Source organism: Flavobacterium alvei (assembly GCF_002920895.1).
Classification (GTDB): Bacteria; Bacteroidota; Bacteroidia; order Flavobacteriales; family Flavobacteriaceae; genus Flavobacterium; species Flavobacterium alvei.
Map to the genome: position 1 here is coordinate 86,096 of NZ_PQVG01000002.1, position 18,916 is coordinate 105,011.

The window sequence follows — 18,916 nt, forward strand, 5'->3', positions numbered from 1 at the left end:
TTGTGTCTTTATAAATTCTATTTAATTAAAAAAAGGAGAAGAAATTTTAATCTTCTTCTCCTTTTTGTGGAATTAAACTAACTCAAAATTTATTTTTATTGTGGATAACCTGGATTCTGAGTTAATGCAGGATTTAAAACTCTTGCATTGGTTGGAATCGGGAAAATTCGACGATAAGTGTCTGTATTGGTTTTGAATCCCCATTGACCTTCATATTTTCCAAAACGGATCATATCATTTCTATGCCAAGCTTCCCAAGTAAATTCGCGGCTTCTTTCTTTATAAAGATCCTCTAAGGTTACACTAGTCCAAGGGGCTGTAGTGGTACGATTATCACGCACCATATTTACCAATGAAAGAGCAGTATGTCCCAAAGTGGCATTTCCTCCGCGAAGTATAGCTTCAGCTTTCATCAAAAGAACATCTGAATAGCGTAAAAACGGCACATCATTATTTTGGTTACGGCTGGTTGAAGTAGCATCTGGATAAAACTTAACATTTCTATACCCCATATTCCAAGCAATTTCATCATTTCCGCAGTCAAACAAAGTCACGTTTTGGCGTAAAACAATATTTGGCGTTAAATCTACTTGATATGTATAAGCCGCACCACCATCAGATCCTGTATAAAACTGATCATATCCTTTTTTGGTTGTTGTAACCTTAACCGGAGTAACTCCATCATTCAAGAATTGCAAACCTGTTAACCATTGTTTGTTACGAATATCATTGGCATCGTTGAAATTAGCATAAAACTCAGGCAAAGTACTTCTTGGCGCACTAGGCGTAAACGGTAGTCCAAATTTGGCTCTTTCAGAACGAGGCACATCATAACGTGCATGATACATTTGACCGTTGAAACCTACTGTGGTTGCAGCTGGATCATAAGGAACCGCAAAAATAAACTCTTTCATTTGTGGTCCATTGTTTGGATAAAACATTTGAAGATAAGTGGTTCTAGGCTCAACAGCATACAAACCTGAACTTATTACTGCATCACAAGCAGCCACACAATCATTGTAGCGTTGTGTTCCGGTATAAACTTCTGCATTCAAATACATTTTGGCAAGCAAAGCATTGGCAGTTTGTTTGTTAGGTCTTCCATAAGTTGAGATTCCAGAAGCTGGATTCAAATTAGGTATAGCTTTCTTTAATTCTTTTTCGATAAATTCAAAAACTACTTTTCGGTCTGATTTAGCATGTGAACTAAAATCGCCATATAATGTATCTAAAGGTACATTTCCGTAGCTATCCATCATCATAAAATAAGAGATGGCTCGCATTGTTTTTAATTCAGAAATGGTAGTTGCTTTCTCAGCTCCTTCTGGCATAGATTCATTTAGTATTGAAATGGCTTGATTGCTTGTTCCAATAACTCTTGACGACCAATCCCAAAGGCTGGATACAATACCATTATCAGCAGTCCAATCGTGATAATGCATGGCGATGTAATTTCTATTGTCGAACCAGTTTCCTCCTCTTGCTGGCATAATAGCTTCATCGGTAGTTAGTGATTGAGTCCACCACCAAGAAAAGGCAAAATCTCCACGGAAAGCAGCATATACAGGTCCTGTTGTTTGAATATACTGTGTTGAATTCTGTGGGAATACATCGGGTGTAAGTTGGGTCGTAATGGGTACGTCTAGATTTTCGCACGACCATAATAAAACAACCATAAGTATTGGAAGTCCTAAATATTTTGATATTTTTTTCATAGTATTAACAATTTAATTTTTAGAATATCACATTCAAACCAAACAAAAAGGTTCTGGTTTTTGGATAAAAGTTATTTGAATCTACACCTGGAGCAGTTCCTCCTTGTTCTACTTCGGGATCAATTCCGGAATACTTAGTAATCACAAACAAATTATTTACGGTTTCGTAAATGCGTATTTTTTTGATGTATTTACCAACAGAACCAAAATCATATCCTAAAGTCAAGTTGTCTAATCGGATGTAGCTACCGTCTTCTATAAATCGTGTTGAATATTTATAGGCGTTTAGGTCGTTTGGCGATTCATTTGCCGCATCTACTAGAATATTGGTAGTCATTGCAGTACTTGGTCTAAATAAATCGGCTCGAGTAGCATTGAAAATTTTATTACCAAATACACCACGGAAAAAGATGTTCAAATCAAATTTTTTGTAGGTGAAATTATTATCCCATCCCAATAAAAATTTAGGTTGGGCACTACCTGCATAATGATAATCAACCCCTATGGCTGGAGTAGTTGTCAAACTACCATCTTTAGCAACATACTGAGAAACACCTGCTGAATTTTTGCCTGCATATTGAAGGGTGAAAAATTGTCCAAGAGGTTTTCCTTCTTTGAAAATTTGCAAAGTACTTCCGGTTTGTCCTCCTCCTTCTGGTGATACTCTTCTAATTGAATCTCCACCAATAAAATAAGGGTTTTTCAATTTAGTGATGATGTTTTCGTTGTGTGAATAATTAAAATTAGTTGACCAACTAAAATTCTTTGTTTTCACTGGAGTAGCATTCAAAGCAACTTCAATTCCTCGGTTTGACATATTACCTCCGTTGGCAACAATAGTTCCTACTGGCACAAGTACTGGATTTACAGCATAATTAAAAATCATATCGGTAGTTTGCTTGTCATACACATCAACGGAACCAGATAGTTTTCCTTTCAAAATAGTAAAATCAACACCAAGGTTTGTAGTAGCTGTTTTTTCCCAATTCAAATCAGGATTAGCGGCTTGATTAGGCCCATAAGCTCCAATTTGTTGTCCGTTGTAATAGAATGTTCCAAGGCTTCCAGAGATAAATTGAGCTGTATAAGCATTAAATCCAGAAGAGTTCCCTGTTTCTCCATAACTAGCACGAAATTTCAAATCGGTAAAAATCTTTTGGTTTTGCATAAAACCTTCTTTGTCAATTCTCCAAGCTCCACCTACCGATGGGAAATAACCCCATTGATTGTTGGTTCCAAATACTGAACCACCATCTCTTCTGATAGATCCTTGCAAAAGATACTTGTCGTTGTAATTGTAGTTAACACGGGCAAATTCAGAAATTAATCGTTTTTTCTGATAGGCTCTACTATCTCCAAAATCAACTCTATATCCTGAAACTGAACCATAGTTACCTAATGCTAGGTTATTATAACTTACATCATCTACAGGAAAATTAGTGTTTGTGGCTTGAAAACCATCACCCAAAACATCTTCTTGCCAAGAATATCCAACAACGGCTTTGATTTTATGATTGCCAAAAGTTTTGTCCCAGTTCAAGAAACTTTCAATAATGGTATTCGTATTTTGATAAGAATTTCTCAATGCTGAACCATTTACACCAAAATTCATCAAGCTGTGTACTTGTGGTGGATCGGGATTGTTGTAGAAATTGGCACTATTGTATTTTGCATAATAGCTATCATAAAACTCACCGTGCAATGAATTCAATTGTTGGTAAGAAAGATTCAAGTTATAAGAGAATCCAAAAGGAAGTTTTACTTCGGTGGTAAAACTACCTACAAAATTATTGGTTTTGGTATCATCATCTCCGTGATTAATCAAAGCTACAGGGTTGAAATAACCGGTTTGAATAAAGTTTTCAAAATAAGATCCATCAGCATTTCTTACTGGAGAAACAGGAAGGTGATTCACTGCTTGCAAAAGTGCTGTGTTACGTTGCGGAACATTGTTATAGATACTATTAGAATTGGTTACATTCAAACCAAATTTCACTTTATCATCAATAGCATATTGTTCTACAGCCAAATGCGCAATTACTCTTGAAAATTTACTACCCAAAAGAACCCCTTCTTTGCTAATAGAAGTTACACTGGCAAAATAATTACCATGTTCTCCTCCTCCACTCATCGAAAGGTTGTGGCTGCTAGAAAGAGCACCATTACCTCTAAGGATTTCTTTTTGCCAATTAGTATTTGCTCCTTTATCATTTTCAGGAGTAAAATTCAAATTGTTCTTGGTTGTGAAGGCTCTTAACTGATCTGAATTCATCATATCTAGTTGATTGGAAACATTTTCAACACCAAAATAGTTGCTGTAACTAATTTGAGTTTTGTCTTTGTTTCCTCTTTTTGTGGTTACCATAATAACCCCATTGGCAGCACGATTACCATAAATAGCTGTTGCAGCCGCATCTTTCAAAACATCAATAGTAACAATATCTTCTGGTGCAATAATAGAAATATCAACACCTGGAATACCATCTACTACATAAAAAGGGCCTTGCGAACTGTTTAAGGTAGAAGCACCACGCAAAACAACCGAAGAAGCTTTAGTCGGGTCGCCACTTGCCGATACATTTAAACCAGCCACTTTACCTTGAAGCAATTGTCCAACATCACTGATTACCCCATTATTCAATTGATCTGCTTTTACAGAAGAAACAGCGGTGGTCAAATTTTTACGAGAACCTTTTCCGTAACCTACAACCACAACTTGTTCTAAACCTGTTGCACTTGAAACCAATTTAATAGAATAATTAGATTTTGAACCATCTACTTTAACACGTTGTTCTACATATCCAACAAAAGAAACTATCAATACAGCGCTTTTATTAGAAATAGATATTTTGAATTTTCCTTCAGCATCAGTACCAACACCATTATTAGTACCGCTTTCTAATACATTGGCAGCGGGCAATGGCATATTTTGCTCATCTAAGACCACACCCGAAACTTGCGTTTTCTGTGCCCACGAGTTAATTGAGAAGCCTATAAAAAAGGCTAATAATAAAAGTTTAAGTTTTTCCATATTTTTTATTAGTTAATTGGTTAATTGTTTAGCTAAATTAATAGTAAAGAGTAATTAAGGAATGGACAGGTTATTCAGAAATATGGATATTTTAAATAAACCCAGTGATAACGGGATGTCTGAGACCTTGTTTTCTACAACGATATAGTAAATATTAATACATCCATCTCACAAAAGCTTCCATAGCGGCATAATGTGCCAATCCTAATTGAAGATATAAATCGGCAGTTTCGCTATTTCTATCTTCGGCACGCTGCCAAAATTCTCTGCTGTCTGCTCCTTGAAAAACCACTCCGTCTTTTTGTGATTGGTGTTTGAAAATGGCTTTTCGTTTTTGCAATACTTGATCGGGTCCCATCGGTACGGCCATTTCAATTTCATCTATTCCCCATTCTTGCCAAGCTCCTCGGTACAACCAAACCCAACAATCGTCCATATGCTTTTGAGGTTTCAATCTCTTTACAGCTTCAAAAACGATGTCTAAACAGGTTTTATGTGTTCCGTGTGGATCGGCTAAATCGCCTGCTGCATAAATTTGATGCGGTTGGATTTTGGCTATCAAATCCATTGTTCTTTGAATGTCTTCTTCTCCCATCGGATTTTTTTTGATGGCTCCTGTTTCATAAAATGGAAGTTCCATAAAATGAATTTGGCTTTCTGGCAATCCCACAAAATAGCAAGTCGATTCGGCTTCTCCTTTTCGAATCAAGCCTTTGATGTATCTTACTTCTGGAATATCGACTTCGCTATTTTTTTTGTTTTTAAGAAATTGAACCGCTTTCTGATAAATAGTGTCGGCTTCGATGCTTTCTATACCAAACTTGGTATTGTAATCGCAAACAAAACTGGCAAACCGCAAGGCTTCATCATCAGCAACGGCAATATTTCCTGAGGTTTGATAGCCAATATGTACTTCATGTCCTTGTTCTTGCAGGCGGATGAAAGTTCCTCCCATACTGATAATATCGTCATCGGGATGTGGACTAAAAATAAGTACTCGTTTTTTGGCTGGCTCTGCTCTTTCTGGTCTTTTACTGTCATCGGCATTGGGTTTTCCTCCTGGCCAACCTGTAATGGTGTTTTGCAGTTTATTGAAAATCTTGATGTTAATATCATAAGCAGGGCCTAAATCTGCCAATAAATCACTCATTCCGTTCTCGATATAATCGGCATCGGTCAACATTAATATTGGTTTTTTTAAATGCAAGGCCAATCCTAGAACTGCTTTTCGGATTAAAGTATCGGTCCAAATTACATTTTCGACCAACCAAGGTGTATTGATGCGAGTCAATTTTGAAGCTGCCAATTGATCTAAAACAAAAGTGGCATTGCTGTGTTCTTGCAAAAAAGAAGCTGGAACTTGATTGGTCACAGTTCCTTCTACAGAGGCTTTTATAATATTCGATTTCCCTTCACCCCAAGCCATTAGTATCACTCGTTTGGCTTCCATAATTTTTTTCACCCCTAAAGTAATGGCTGTTCTTGGTGTATTATTTAAACCCGAAAAGTCGCTACTTGCCGCTACACGAGTGATATGGTCTAAGGCTACCAAACGTGTTTTTGAATTTTGCAAAGAACCCGATTCGTTAAAACCAATATGACCATTACCCCCAATTCCTAATATTTGCAAGTCGATTCCTCCCGCTGCTTCAATCTTGGCTTCGTATTCACTGCAATAATCCCCAATGGCTTTTTTGGATAAAGTGCCATCTGGAATATGAATGTTTTCAGGTAAAATATCAATGTGATTAAACAATAATTCCTTCATGAAGCGCACATAACTATTGATAGAATCGGGTTCCATTGGGTAATACTCATCTAAATTGAAGGATACTACATTCTTAAAACTCAATCCATCTTCTTTGTGAAGACGAATCAATTCTGCATACAAGCTTTTGGGACTAGAACCCGTAGCCAAACCCAATATGCACGGCTCATTTTGCGCTTGTTTTTCTCTTATCAAGTTGGCGATTTCTTTGGCTACCGATTTAGAAGCGATCACTGAATTTTCATAAACCACGGTTCCAATATTCTCAAATCGCTTTTCAAAACTCGTTGCTTTATCAATACTGCTTTTTAACATTGCTTTTATTTTTTTGATTAAACTATTACTGTTCCTACTTCTAATGCATTTCTTGGCTTTCACACCATTTTGTTTCCCATTGTTTTATGGTTTCTCTTTCTTTCAATTCGTCGAATGGTTGATGGTTGACTGTTGCTTCTCTGACTGCCTGTAAAAACATTTTCCATCTTGGCCAATAAAAATCCTTATACATTCCGCTCCAAGCTCTAGAAGCATAATCATTCAAATGGCCTTCGCCACCCCAAAGCGTGATTAGTGTTTTGGCATTTTTTAAATACAATTTAGATTCATCGCTAGTACTTCCGAAATCCCAAGCCGATTGCAACCAATACTTCAAATTATTCGAAGGTTGTCCTGAAATGATTTTGTCTATCTGTAAAGCTTGTTGCTCTATTTTTTGGTACAATGCATCCGCTTTTGCTAGGTCATTCGATTGATAAGCCGCTACACATTCTTTCAAATCTTCGTCTAGACAAAGCGAGTAATACTGTCTTGAAGCTTCTCGCCAATCATAATCAAACAAACTGTTTTTGTCGAACTGATTGGCTTCATTTTTCAAAAGATCCAAAGCCTGTTTTAGTTTTTCTTTGTCACCTGGATTTCCTTTGAATTCTGTTATTTTTAAGGTTGGTCGCTTAAAAAAGAAATAAGCTCCTGCTCTACTGTCCCACCAGCGGGTTTCCCAATATTTGGTGCTGTAAACCGATTCAATCAACAATTGCCAAGCTTGAAAAACGGATGCAGTAACACTTTTACCATACCTAGCTTTCAAATACTTATCTAACCAATCTGGTACGGATTCTTTTCCTTGCGACCACGGAAGATCATAAATATATTCATAAACAATTGAGTTGTTGTTCAACCCTTCTGGCATTGTGCCATAGCCCACCACATTGCCTTTCATTGGATTTTTCAATAAGCTTGTCAATTCGTTTTTATAGAAATTCAAATCTCCATAAACGGGGTTCGATCCTCCGTAATTATGCACATAGCCATACGTCCATTGCTTGCCGTAAAAAGCTTCTTGGTTTTCCCAAACTTTATATCGGTCATTGGCATAATCCTGAATCATCAATCGGTCGTTTGGCACTTTGCTTAGGAAAGCTTTGGTAGCCTCTTTAGTCCAAAACTCTTTGTTATCACCAAAAAGCCAACCTTGCATCACCCAAGTTGCTCCTGGAGAAGCTTCATTAATGGTTTCGAAAATGGTTTTTCCATAATCTGCTAATTCTTCGTACTTGTGTTCTTTAGAAACGGGCGGAGTAATTTCGTTAAAAGAATCGGCCAAATAAAAATCGGATGGTCCGTAGATTTCGGTATAAATTTCAATAAAACGCTTCCCAACTTCTTTGAACAAAGGGTCTTTAGAATCTAATAAATAAGTGCTTTCAAAACCGCCTCCCGACCAGGACTTTAATTCCGAAATCTTGGAGTTTGGATGCTTTTCTGCAAATGCTTTGGGCACATACCCACTAAAAGCGGGCACAACTGGATGCATTCCTAACGACCTCATTCTCTGCAAAATTTTCTTTTGAATGCTTTCTTTTTTCTGAATCCAATTTTGTGGCAATGGGCCTTCGAGGCTATTAATATTCCCCATTCGTTGCCAAGGCAAAAAGGCTGGACCTGCAAAATGGGCTTGTAGTTGACTATCCGTTAGTCCGTATTCTTTCCATAATTGTTGCCAAACTGCTTCTTGACCTTCCATTGCAGTAGGCAGGTTGATGCCGTGAAAGGCCATCCAGTCTATTTCTTGTTCCCAACGTTGCCATTCCCACCAAGGTGTGGTATAACCAAAAGCACAAGCGTTTAGATACTCTCGGTATTGAAAAGGAGTCGTTTCTTTTTTGGAATATTTGGGCCATGAGGCAGGCAAATCGATTCGGTTTCCTTCCCAACTCACTACAACTGCTCCAATATCTCTAAGAAAATGATAGGCTGCATAACAAATGGCGGTGTTCGAACTTGCTTTTATTTGTACTCGCTTGGCAGTTGCTTTGACTTCAAACCATTCGGTTGGGGTTGGCGATTTCTTTTCGACAATAGTCAAATCAAACTCATTCGACCGTTTGCCAATAAGCCTTTCTAGTACTGCGGCTGCTTCTTTTGTTTTCCCTTCATTGCTGCCATAGACCGTTGGTACTGCCAATAATAGCATCACAAAAAAAGAAAAAACGCTTCTTATTTTAATTGCCCACCCATTCCTTCTCATATAGTTTCTTTATTTAATAAATTAGTATCCTAGCTTTTAGTCTAAAATTCATAAAAACAATAGACCTCAAATTAAGGATAAAAATAGAGCAATAATCTGCATTCGAAATGGACGCATCATTCAAAACTATAGACATTTTGACCTTTTGGACAAAGGCAAAACGCTGCTGTAAAAACCCATTTTATTGAAGTAACTGTTCTAAAAACAAATTCATTATAAATCTGTAGGGAGTCTTTTTAGGGGTGGTATTGTTCTAAGCAGGGGGGTGTTTGGATAAAGTGGGAAGCTGTTGCGTCTCAAATTTGCTTAGGGAAGATGAACAATTAAAAAAAAGAACAACGGTTAGTAGGAACTTCTATGTTCACTATAATTGAGATGCTATATGTAAATAGTAACAATGGAGATATTTACATAGTATTCAATACAGTATTAAGTACTGTCCTCTATTTTTTGTCTAAATCAGTCCACTTTTTGCTGACGATTTACAGGATAAGATAGAATTGGCAAAGAAAACACTTAGCGAATTAAAGTCACTTCCTATTTAAGATAAAATAGTTAAACACATATACCAATCGGTTTAGAGCTTTCTAAGCCGATTTTTTTTATTTAAAAATCAAAAGAATAACTGGTCTAAAAAAGGAAAGCAGCGATAATGAAGGAAGGTCTATCAAAAAATCTATAGCTCCTAAAAACAAAAAAATCTTCCGAGGGAAGATTAGTACATACAAAAGGATTCTTTTGAACTGGATAGTAATAAAAAATGGCAAGCGACCTACATCGCACCGCTCAACCGCGTACCCTTGCTATGTTCCCATCCTGGGGGAGTCTGCAGGAGCTGGTCGTGTAGGACTTGCCAGTGCAAATATACACTCTTTTTATATTTTTGCAAGTACTTTGTGCCTTTAAAATATCGTTGTATATTGCATCATTAAAAATTTGTTTTATGAAAAATTATAACTTCCTATTTATCATTTTATTAGGAATCACTTTATCGAATTGCGGTAGTAAAAAAAATGATGTAAATTCTACGTTTACTTTCGATGATTCGAAATTTAAAGCCAAATACCTTTCAGAAGAGTCTTTGGAATTGGGAGTTTTAAATACAAATGCAAAGGAAGTAGATAGCGTGGTGTACTTCAATAACGATATAAAATTAGGTTCAAAAAAAGGGCTTGACAAACTAGTTTTTAATCTAAAAGACCAAAAATTAGGCTATCAAAACCTGAAAGCTATAGTTTATTTTGAAGGCGAAAACTCTGAAGCGACAACAAGAATAGAGTTGGTTTCGAATGTAACCCCTAAATTATTAAAATATACCATCGTAAACACTTATCCACACGATACCGCTTCATTTACCGAAGGATTGGAGTTTTATAAAGATACTCTATATGAAAGTACTGGTTCAGGAAATAATTGCAAATCTTATTTAAGAAAATACGATTATAAAACGGGGAAAATTTACAACCAAACCAATCTTGATTCTATTTATTTTGGCGAAGGAATTACTTTTTTGAACAACAAAATTTTCCAATTGACTTGGCAAAACAAAACGGGTTTTGTTTATAATGCCACTACTTGGAAACTTGAAAAAACATTCACTTTTGACCAAGATATTGAAGGTTGGGGAATGACCAATGATGGAAAATACATTTACCAATCAGATGGAACCGAAAAAATATGGAAAATGAATCCCGAAAATCAAAAAATGATTGATTATATCAATGTTTATTCTTCGAGTTCTAAAATTCCAAAAATCAATGAACTAGAATGGATTAATGGAAAGATTTATGCCAATATATGGACAAAAGATGCTATTGCAGTTGTAAATCCAAAAAACGGTGCGGTAGAAGGAATTTTAGATCTTTCGAGTTTAAGAAAGCTAATTAAATTTCCAGAAGCCGAAGTACTGAACGGAATTGCCTACAACCCCAAAACCAAAACCATTTTTGTAACTGGAAAACAGTGGGACAAAATGTTCGAAATTACGGTTTCGGAATAATTTCCCTACATAATGAAAACGCTACTCATCAACATCAAGGAATTACTTCAAGTTCGAGACGCAAGCGTTTTGAAGGTTTCTGGTGATGCAATGGCGGTTCTTCCCTCTATAAAAAATGCTTATTTGTTAATCGAAAATGATTGGATTGCTGATTTTGGTTCAATGAATGATTTACCCAAAATCAATGCCGACAAAATTATGGATGCTACAGGCAAAATAGTTTTGCCTTCTTGGTGCGACAGCCACACTCATCTGGTTTATGCTGGCCATCGAGAACAAGAATTTGTAGATAGAATTAATGGGCTTTCTTATGAAGAAATTGCCCATCGTGGTGGAGGCATTTTAAATTCGGCTCAATTACTCAACGAAACTTCGGAGGATGAAATTTACGACCAATCGAAAGTTCGACTCGAAGAAATAATGCGATTGGGAACGGGTGCTGTAGAAATAAAATCGGGCTACGGACTGACAGTTGATGGCGAATTGAAAATGCTACTCATCATCAATCGCTTGTCGCAAAACTATCCGATAACTATAAAAGCTACTTTTCTTGGCGCTCACGCTTTTCCATTGGAATATGCCAATAACCGACAAGGTTATATTGATTTAATTATCAATACAATGATTCCTAAAATTACCCAAAACCAATTGGCTGATTTTATAGATGTTTTTTGCGAAAAGGGCTATTTTACTGTTGAAGAAACTGAGCAAATTATGGAAGCTGGAATTAAATTTGGTTTAAAACCAAAAATTCACGTGAATCAATTCAACTCTATTGGTGGCATTTCAGCAGGTATTAAACACAACGCTCTATCTGTTGACCATCTTGAAGTAATGACTGCCGAAGATATTGAAGCTTTGAAAAAGACTAACACAATGCCTGTGGCTTTGCCTTCTTGCTCCTATTTTTTGGGAATTCCCTATACTCCTGCTCGTGAAATGATTGCTGCAGGTTTGCCCTTAGCTCTTGCTTCTGATTTCAATCCAGGTTCAACACCTTCTGGCAATATGAATTTTGTTGTAGCAACAGCTTGCATCCAAATGAAAATGACTCCCGAAGAAGCCATCAATGCTGCCACAATAAACGGAGCATATGCTATGGGAATTTCGGATACCCACGGAAGCATTACTATTGGCAAAAAAGCCAATCTCATCATTACAAAACCTATTTCATCCTTTTACCAACTTCCCTACTCTTTTGGAAGCAATTTGATTGATTCTATAATCATTGAAGGTGAAGTTTTAGCATAAAAAAAAGAGGAACATCTGCTCCTCTTTCTTTTATAAATCTTGAAATTCTTATTTCAAAGTGAAACTGGTTTTAGAAACCAATTCGCTTTTGTCAAAAACATTTACAAAATAAGTTCCTTTTGCGAAATCTTTACCTGGTAAATCTTCGGTAACATTGACTGTTTTATTTTCATATTTTACTTTAGAAATAAAGCTATATGTTAATAATTTATCACCAAAATTCACGGTTTGTTTGTCTCCAAGAACATTACTTTTACTGTCAATCACCTGAACATAATACTCTTTATCACCCGATTTAGCGATTTGATTTTCGGCAATGGTAAAGCTAATTTTAAGAACATCGGCTCTTCCTGCTTTGTCAGTAGCTATTTGTTTTCCGGAGCTTCTGATTTTGTAGGCAGCAGTTTGCATATTCAACACTGTCAATTTTGACCCTTTTTCGACTGTTTTAGACAAATCTTCGTTTTGACCTACCAAGACCTCATTGTATTTCTTAGCTTCGCCTAAAACCACTACTGTACTATCGCGTTGTATGGTTAAGGTTTTGTTTTGTTTTTTCAAGACATCATTTTCAGCCATCAAAGCCTTCATATTGTTTTGCAATTTCGACACTTCGGATTTGTATTTTGATACATCACCTTTGGATTTATCGATATCATTCATCAATTTTACTACTTTGTCTCTTTCTTTGACTAATTCTTCAGACATCGAAGTGTTTTCAGCGATTGCAGCATCATACGTTGCTTTTAATTCTTGTAAATCCTTCATAACAGATTCTTTTTCAGATACTGTCGTTGTTAAAACGGTTTGCACCTGCTCTGCTTCTGTTGAAATCTTGTAAATATAATACAGACTTCCTACTAAAAGAAGTGCTAATACCCCAATGATTATCTTAAGGCTTGAATTTGAATTATTTTGTTGATCTTCCATTTTTTCTAATTTTTTTTTATGCACAAATTTAATAATATAATATGACTTAACAACGGATTCTAAACATTTATATTATATTTGGAGGATTATTTTTTTTTATGGAAAAACTGATACTTTTTACAATAAATGACCTTGCAAAAGTTACTAATCACCGAAGTGGTGAGATAAAATTTGGAGAAAAAATGTTGACAGTTCCAAAAGGAATTGACCCAGCCCAATTTATAAAAACTTGCGAAGCTAAATATATACTTTTAGGAATTCCAGAAGATATTGGAGTTAGAGCTAATTATGGCCGACCCGGAGCAGCATCGGCCTGGCAATGTGCTATTAGTAGTATAGCCAACATTCAACACAATCGTTTTTGCAAAGGCAGCCAAATCCTTGTTTTAGGACAATTGAATGTTTGCGAAGAAATGAAGGAAGTCAAAGATTTAGATTTTAATGATATTGATGACCGTTCGAAACTGAGTCAACTAGTAGAAAAAATAGATAAAGACGTTTCTCATATCATTTTTAATATCATAAAAGCAGGTAAAACACCAATCGTTATTGGTGGCGGTCACAACAATTCTTATGGCAATATAAAAGGAACTGCGCTAGCCAAAGGAAAACCTATTAATGCCGTCAATTTTGATGCTCATTCCGATTTTAGGATTCTGGAAGGACGCCATAGCGGAAATGGATTTTCCTATGCCTATGAAGAAGGTTTCTTGAAAAAGTATTTCATTTTTGGTTTACACGAAAATTATACCTCCAAAAGTGTCTTGGATATCATCAAAAAAATTGAAGACCGAGTGCGTTATACCACTTATGACAGCATCAATATTCGCAGAGAAAAAAATTTCAATCAAGAACTAATTCTAGCTTCACAATTTGTTCAAACTGATTTTTACGGAATTGAGGTTGACCTTGATGCTATTCCGAATGTAGCCAGTAGTGCAATGACTCTAAGTGGGTTCTCTATTGAAGAATTGAGGCAATTTATCACCTATTTTGGCAAACATAAAAATGCCGCTTATCTTCATATTTGCGAAGGTGCTCCTGAATTATGCTATGAAAAAAACAATCATTTAATTGGAAAACTTATTGGTTATTTGGTTACTGATTTTATAAAATCGAACAACAGTATTGAGCCGTAAGAAGTCTGTAATAGTGTGATAAATTGAGCTTAAAATCAGGACATTCACTTTTTTTACTTTTACCACAAATTTTCACAAATTCAAATAGCCAAATTTAGATTGTTTAGCAATTTTTGGGGTTTGAGATTGAAAAAAAATAATTTGCTGTTAAAATGTTAAAAGCAAATGCTCGGCCTAAAATTAGGAACGAATGACCACCAAAAATAATAATCCTATCTTTGCACGACTATCTATGTACCAATTACTAGATGTATAATACCAAAAATATGTTATTCGAAGATTTATCACTTTCAAAAAGTATTCAAAAGGCCGTATTTGAAGAAGGTTACACAAACCCCACTCCTATTCAAGAACAAGCTATTCCATTAGTTTTGGCGGGAAAAGACTTGATAGGTTGCGCACAAACTGGCACTGGAAAAACAGCCGCTTTTGCGATTCCAATTATCCATCAATTGCACCGAATTGTAGGTTCATCTAAAAAAGCCAAAGAAATTCGAGCCTTAATTGTTACTCCAACACGTGAATTAGCCGTTCAAATTGGACAAAGTTTTGACACTTATGGCAAATATACCAACTTGACCCAACTCACTATTTTTGGTGGTGTTTCACAAGTTCCTCAAGTAGATACGCTTCGCAAAGGAGTGGATATTCTGATTGCAACTCCAGGAAGATTGCTCGATTTGCACAAACAAGGTTTTCTTGATTTTGACAGTTTACACACTTTGGTCCTAGACGAAGCCGATCAAATGCTAGATATGGGATTCATAAACGATGTTAAAAAAATCGTGAAACTAACTCCCAAAAACAGACAAACGCTATTGTTTTCAGCAACAATGCCCATTGCCATTCGAGAATTGGCCGAAATGTTTTTGAAAGATCCCGAAAAAGTAGAAGTTTCTCCAGTTTCATCGACAGCCGAAAATGTAGAACAACACATTTATTTTGTCGAAAAAGGAGAAAAACGAAACTTGTTGTATCATTTGATCAAAAATCAAAACTTATCGGATGTATTGGTTTTTTCGAGAACCAAATACGGTGCTGATAATGTGGTTAAAGCCTTGAGAAAAAAAGATATTCCTGCCGAAGCCATTCACGGTGACAAATCGCAAAATGCACGTCAAAGAGTTTTAGACGCCTTCAAGAATAAAGAAGTTGGTGTTCTTGTAGCCACTGATATTGCAGCACGTGGAATTGATATTGATCAATTGCCTTATGTAATCAATTTTGATTTGCCTAATATTCCCGAAACCTATGTTCATAGAATTGGTCGAACAGGTCGTGCAGGAAATGAAGGAATCGCGATTTCTTTTTGTAGTAAAGACGAACAGCCCTACTGGAAAGACATTCAAAAATTGATAAAAGTAGAGGTAAAAACCATATCTGATCATCCCTATCCTTGGCATTCAGGAAGTCCAGAAACAGCTCCTGCAACGGCTCAAAAAAACTCTAACCGAAGCGGTGGAGCGCATAAATCTAGAAAGTCTAATGCTTCTAAACAAAACAAAAAACGCTGGTATTAATTCGTTAGAATTCTATATTTCAGTTTCAAAAACACCGCTTTTAGTTGATTCTAAAAAGCGGTGTTTTTTTATTTATAAATTAATAATAACTTTCTTATTTTCAGTATTTTAAATGTTAATTATGTGTTATCGTAAAGATAATTATTTCGAATAATTACTAACTTTATATAGTGATTTTTAAAACTTTTTAAATAATTAATATCATGAAAACTTTAGTTAAAAAAGACGGTATGTTTCCGTCATTAGAAAGCAAATCAATCCATAATTTTTTTGATGATTTTATTACAAAAGATTTATTTGATTGGACAGACCGAAATTTTGCAGCAATTGGTAGTAACCTGCCTTCTGTAAACTTAAAAGAAACGGATACTGAAATTGAAGTTGAACTAGCAGCTCCGGGAATGAAAAGAGAAGATTTCAAAGTTGAAGTAGATAATGATATGTTGATGATTTCCTCAGAAAAAGAAGAAAAAAAAGAAGAAGTAAGCAAAAAAGAAAACTTCATCCGAAGAGAGTTTAATTACCAATCTTTCAGCAGAACGTTTAGTTTACCCGAAACTATTGATGAAAACAAAATAGAAGCCAATTATAAAGACGGAATTCTTCATGTTGTGGTAGGAAAAAAAGAAGGTGCAAAAAAAAGAACCCTAAAATCTATTCCTATCCAATAGAAAGGAACCAATACAATTATATCATTAACCCAAAACCGCTGTCAATAAACAGCGGTTTTGGTTTTTTTTATTTGTTCATTCATCACCTGAAATAGCTTTAAGGACTCGAAAGGTTTTATCAAAATATCATTCATTCCGGCTTCTATAGCTTCTTCGGTAATTTCATCTTTGGCAAAAGCCGTCAAAGCAATTATGGGTGTATGAATGCCCTTGCTTCGAATTTTTCGGGTGGTTTCAAAACCGCTAATTAGTGGCATATTTATGTCCATCAAGATAATGTCAAAAACATCTTTTTCTAATACATCCAAAGCTTGCAATCCATCATCTACGATAAAACAACTGCAATTGTTTTTTTCGATAATTTTCTTGGTGATGGTTTGATTGATTTTATTGTCTTCTACTACCAAAACCTTAAATAATTGTCCAGAACTTAAATCGACTTTTATATTATTGATAATTTCGTTAGTCTTGTTTGAGTCATGTTCAAAGGCAATTGTAAATATAAAAGTGGTGCCAATTCCTACTTGACTTTCGAGGGTAATTTGACTATTAAACAATCCCAACAATCTTTTTACGATGGCTAAGCCCAATCCTGTTCCTTGATAGTCGTTGTCGTTTCGTCCTACTTGAACAAATTTCTCAAAAATCCGATCTTGGTCTGCTGCATCAATTCCTACTCCATTATCAGAAACTTGAAATTCTATATGATGTAAATTATCTTCTACTTTAACCAAATTTGCACTAAGAATTACTTCGCCATTATTGGTAAATTTTAGCGCATTGCTCACTAAATTCATCAATATTTGAGCCAATCGCAGCTTATCGCCAATTAGATATTCAGGAATAGCAGGGTCTATTTTTACTGATATTATATTCTTATGGCTTTGAGCAATAAAAGACAGTGCATTTTTTACTAAATGAATTTCATCCGAAACGTTAAACGCTAAACTTTCAAGGATAATTTTGTTTTCTTCGATTTTATTAATTTGCAAAATGTCGTTCACCAAGGATAATAAATAACGTGCCGAAAATTTAAGCGAACCCAAATGGGGACTTTTCGCCAGTTCTTTATGCTCGTCTAACAACAAATTAGTTATACCAATAACGCCGTAAAGAGGAGTTCGCAATTCATGACTTATTGTGGATAAAAATTGGGTTTTGGCTTGAGATGCTTCTATGGCTTTGTCTTTTGCAATAATTAATTGTTCGTTTGCCAATGTGAGGTCGTAATTAATCTTCTTCTTGAAATTGAAGTTTTTGTATAGCGAAACCAATAAAAGCAATAATACTAGGAATACAATGATAAATAAAATTACTATCACACGAGATTTATGGAGACTTTGGGATTGTAATTCTATTTCTGTTTCAACTTTGTCAATTTCTCTTTTGTATTCGTCTAATTCGAGATTTATTCCTGCTACATTGGCTTTTTTGAGAAGGTCATCGTTATAAATTTCATCAGAGATTTTATTATAAATTACTAAGTTTTCATAGGCCTTTTTGTACTCTCCTTTTTTAAATAAAAACTTGGAATATTCTTGGTGTGAAAAAGACAAATCTCCCTTATTTCCCAATTTATTTCCTAAATTTATGGCTGTCAAAAAATAGTTTTCGCCCTTAGCAAAATCGCCTTTGTGACCGGAATACATTCCGTTGAGCATATTGAGTATTATAATTAAGGATTTATCACTAAACTTAGCTTGATATTTGTTGATGTATTCTAGATATGGCAATCCATTTTCATATTGATCAATATCAAAATAGGCCCAAGCAATATTGAGTTTCGTAAATACAATTTGGCTTGTATCGGCAGCTTTTTGGCTGTATTCTAAAGATTTTTTATAAAATTCTATCCCTTTTTCATATTGTTTTTTTTCAAAACAATAGACGTTCCCCAAATTATTATTGATGAAATTTTTAATGGTATCGTTTTCGGAATTATTAGCAAAAGTCAACCCTTTTTCATACAATGAAATTGCTTTGTCAACCTCCGATAATTGTTCGAAATTGGCTGCAATCAAATTATAAGAAGTTGCAATAAGATAATCATCATTAATGACTGTTGCATAATGCAAACTCCATCTTGCGGTTTCTAACGATTTTTCGAATTTCTCTGAATTGAGGTATTGAACTGCCCGTTTTGTAGCTTTCCGTATTTCTTTTTTAGAAGGGTTTTGGGTTTGTGCAAATGATACATTGCCGAAAAAATTCAGCCAAAAAAGAAACGATAAAACGAAACGAATTTTATGCATATGTATCAAAATCATTTCAAATATACAGCATAAAAATGTATTAGAACTATTTAAATAGAGATATTTATAGGTTATTCCCTAATTATAATGATTAAAAATACCTTTCATTGGTT

General features: G+C 35.2%; 11 protein-coding genes and 1 other RNA gene. 5 read left to right on the plus strand and 7 right to left on the minus strand.

Going from position 1 to position 18,916, the window contains the following annotated elements; all coding sequences use genetic code 11:
* Positions 1-95: 95 nt before the first annotated feature.
* The 5 genes from C3L50_RS03465 to ffs form a co-directional block, all read right to left on the minus strand.
* Positions 96-1,715 (minus strand): RagB/SusD family nutrient uptake outer membrane protein, encoded by a 1,620-nt coding sequence (locus C3L50_RS03465; RefSeq protein WP_103804757.1) that lies wholly within the window; start codon positions 1,713-1,715, stop codon positions 96-98.
* 19 nt (positions 1,716-1,734) lie between these two features.
* Complete coding sequence (locus tag C3L50_RS03470) at positions 1,735-4,746, minus strand: SusC/RagA family TonB-linked outer membrane protein (RefSeq protein WP_103804758.1); 3,012 nt, start codon at positions 4,744-4,746, stop codon at positions 1,735-1,737.
* A gap of 154 nt (positions 4,747-4,900) precedes the next feature.
* A complete protein-coding gene (gene nagB, locus C3L50_RS03475; protein WP_103804759.1) occupies positions 4,901-6,829 on the minus strand; it encodes a glucosamine-6-phosphate deaminase in 1,929 nt (642 codons plus the stop codon).
* 40 nt (positions 6,830-6,869) lie between these two features.
* Positions 6,870-9,041, minus strand: a complete 2,172-nt coding sequence (locus C3L50_RS03480) for an alpha-N-acetylglucosaminidase (protein WP_103804760.1) — start codon at positions 9,039-9,041, stop codon at positions 6,870-6,872.
* Positions 9,042-9,799: 758 nt separating this feature from the next.
* An RNA gene (gene ffs, locus C3L50_RS03485) (signal recognition particle sRNA small type) lies at positions 9,800-9,897 on the minus strand.
* Between the two features lie 87 nt (positions 9,898-9,984).
* On the opposite strand from ffs, the gene C3L50_RS03490 reads away from it, so the two are divergent.
* Complete coding sequence (locus C3L50_RS03490; protein WP_103804761.1) at positions 9,985-11,040, plus strand: glutaminyl-peptide cyclotransferase; 1,056 nt, start codon at positions 9,985-9,987, stop codon at positions 11,038-11,040.
* Positions 11,041-11,052: 12 nt separating this feature from the next.
* Positions 11,053-12,291, plus strand: a complete 1,239-nt coding sequence (gene hutI, locus C3L50_RS03495) for an imidazolonepropionase (protein ID WP_103804762.1) — start codon at positions 11,053-11,055, stop codon at positions 12,289-12,291.
* Between the two features lie 48 nt (positions 12,292-12,339).
* Here the strand turns inward: hutI and C3L50_RS03500 are convergent, their stop codons facing one another.
* Positions 12,340-13,221 carry a hypothetical protein gene (locus C3L50_RS03500; protein WP_103804763.1) on the minus strand — a complete coding sequence of 294 codons (882 nt, stop codon included), beginning with the start codon at positions 13,219-13,221 and terminating at the stop codon, positions 12,340-12,342.
* Between the two features lie 98 nt (positions 13,222-13,319).
* Between C3L50_RS03500 and C3L50_RS03505 the strand changes: the two genes are divergently transcribed.
* The 3 genes from C3L50_RS03505 (at position 13,320) to C3L50_RS03515 (ending at position 16,551) form a co-directional block, all read left to right on the plus strand.
* On the plus strand, positions 13,320-14,360 hold the full coding sequence (locus C3L50_RS03505) for a formimidoylglutamase (RefSeq protein ID WP_103804764.1): 1,041 nt from the start codon (positions 13,320-13,322) through the stop codon (positions 14,358-14,360).
* Positions 14,361-14,626: 266 nt separating this feature from the next.
* Entirely contained in the window at positions 14,627-15,880 is a 1,254-nt protein-coding gene (locus tag C3L50_RS03510) for a DEAD/DEAH box helicase (protein ID WP_103805112.1), read from the plus strand.
* Between the two features lie 203 nt (positions 15,881-16,083).
* Positions 16,084-16,551, plus strand: a complete 468-nt coding sequence (locus C3L50_RS03515; protein ID WP_243400328.1) for an Hsp20/alpha crystallin family protein — start codon at positions 16,084-16,086, stop codon at positions 16,549-16,551.
* A gap of 41 nt (positions 16,552-16,592) precedes the next feature.
* Here C3L50_RS03515 and C3L50_RS03520 read toward each other — a convergent pair whose 3' ends face one another.
* The gene (locus tag C3L50_RS03520; RefSeq protein ID WP_243400329.1) at positions 16,593-18,818 is read right to left on the minus strand and encodes an ATP-binding response regulator; all 2,226 of its coding nucleotides are present in this window, start codon (positions 18,816-18,818) and stop codon (positions 16,593-16,595) included.
* Positions 18,819-18,916 lie beyond the last annotated feature (98 nt).

Coding starts and splice junctions, on each gene's coding strand:
- C3L50_RS03500 (WP_103804763.1), bottom strand. CDS start 13,221: ATGGAAGATCAACAAAATAATTCAAATTCAAGCCTTAAGATAATCATT.
- C3L50_RS03465 (WP_103804757.1), bottom strand. CDS start 1,715: ATGAAAAAAATATCAAAATATTTAGGACTTCCAATACTTATGGTTGTT.
- C3L50_RS03480 (WP_103804760.1), bottom strand. CDS start 9,041: ATGAGAAGGAATGGGTGGGCAATTAAAATAAGAAGCGTTTTTTCTTTT.
- hutI (WP_103804762.1), top strand. CDS start 11,053: ATGAAAACGCTACTCATCAACATCAAGGAATTACTTCAAGTTCGAGAC.
- C3L50_RS03510 (WP_103805112.1), top strand. CDS start 14,627: ATGTTATTCGAAGATTTATCACTTTCAAAAAGTATTCAAAAGGCCGTA.
- C3L50_RS03505 (WP_103804764.1), top strand. CDS start 13,320: ATGGAAAAACTGATACTTTTTACAATAAATGACCTTGCAAAAGTTACT.
- C3L50_RS03490 (WP_103804761.1), top strand. CDS start 9,985: ATGAAAAATTATAACTTCCTATTTATCATTTTATTAGGAATCACTTTA.
- C3L50_RS03470 (WP_103804758.1), bottom strand. CDS start 4,746: ATGGAAAAACTTAAACTTTTATTATTAGCCTTTTTTATAGGCTTCTCA.
- C3L50_RS03515 (WP_243400328.1), top strand. CDS start 16,084: ATGAAAACTTTAGTTAAAAAAGACGGTATGTTTCCGTCATTAGAAAGC.
- nagB (WP_103804759.1), bottom strand. CDS start 6,829: ATGTTAAAAAGCAGTATTGATAAAGCAACGAGTTTTGAAAAGCGATTT.
- C3L50_RS03520 (WP_243400329.1), bottom strand. CDS start 18,818: ATGATTTTGATACATATGCATAAAATTCGTTTCGTTTTATCGTTTCTT.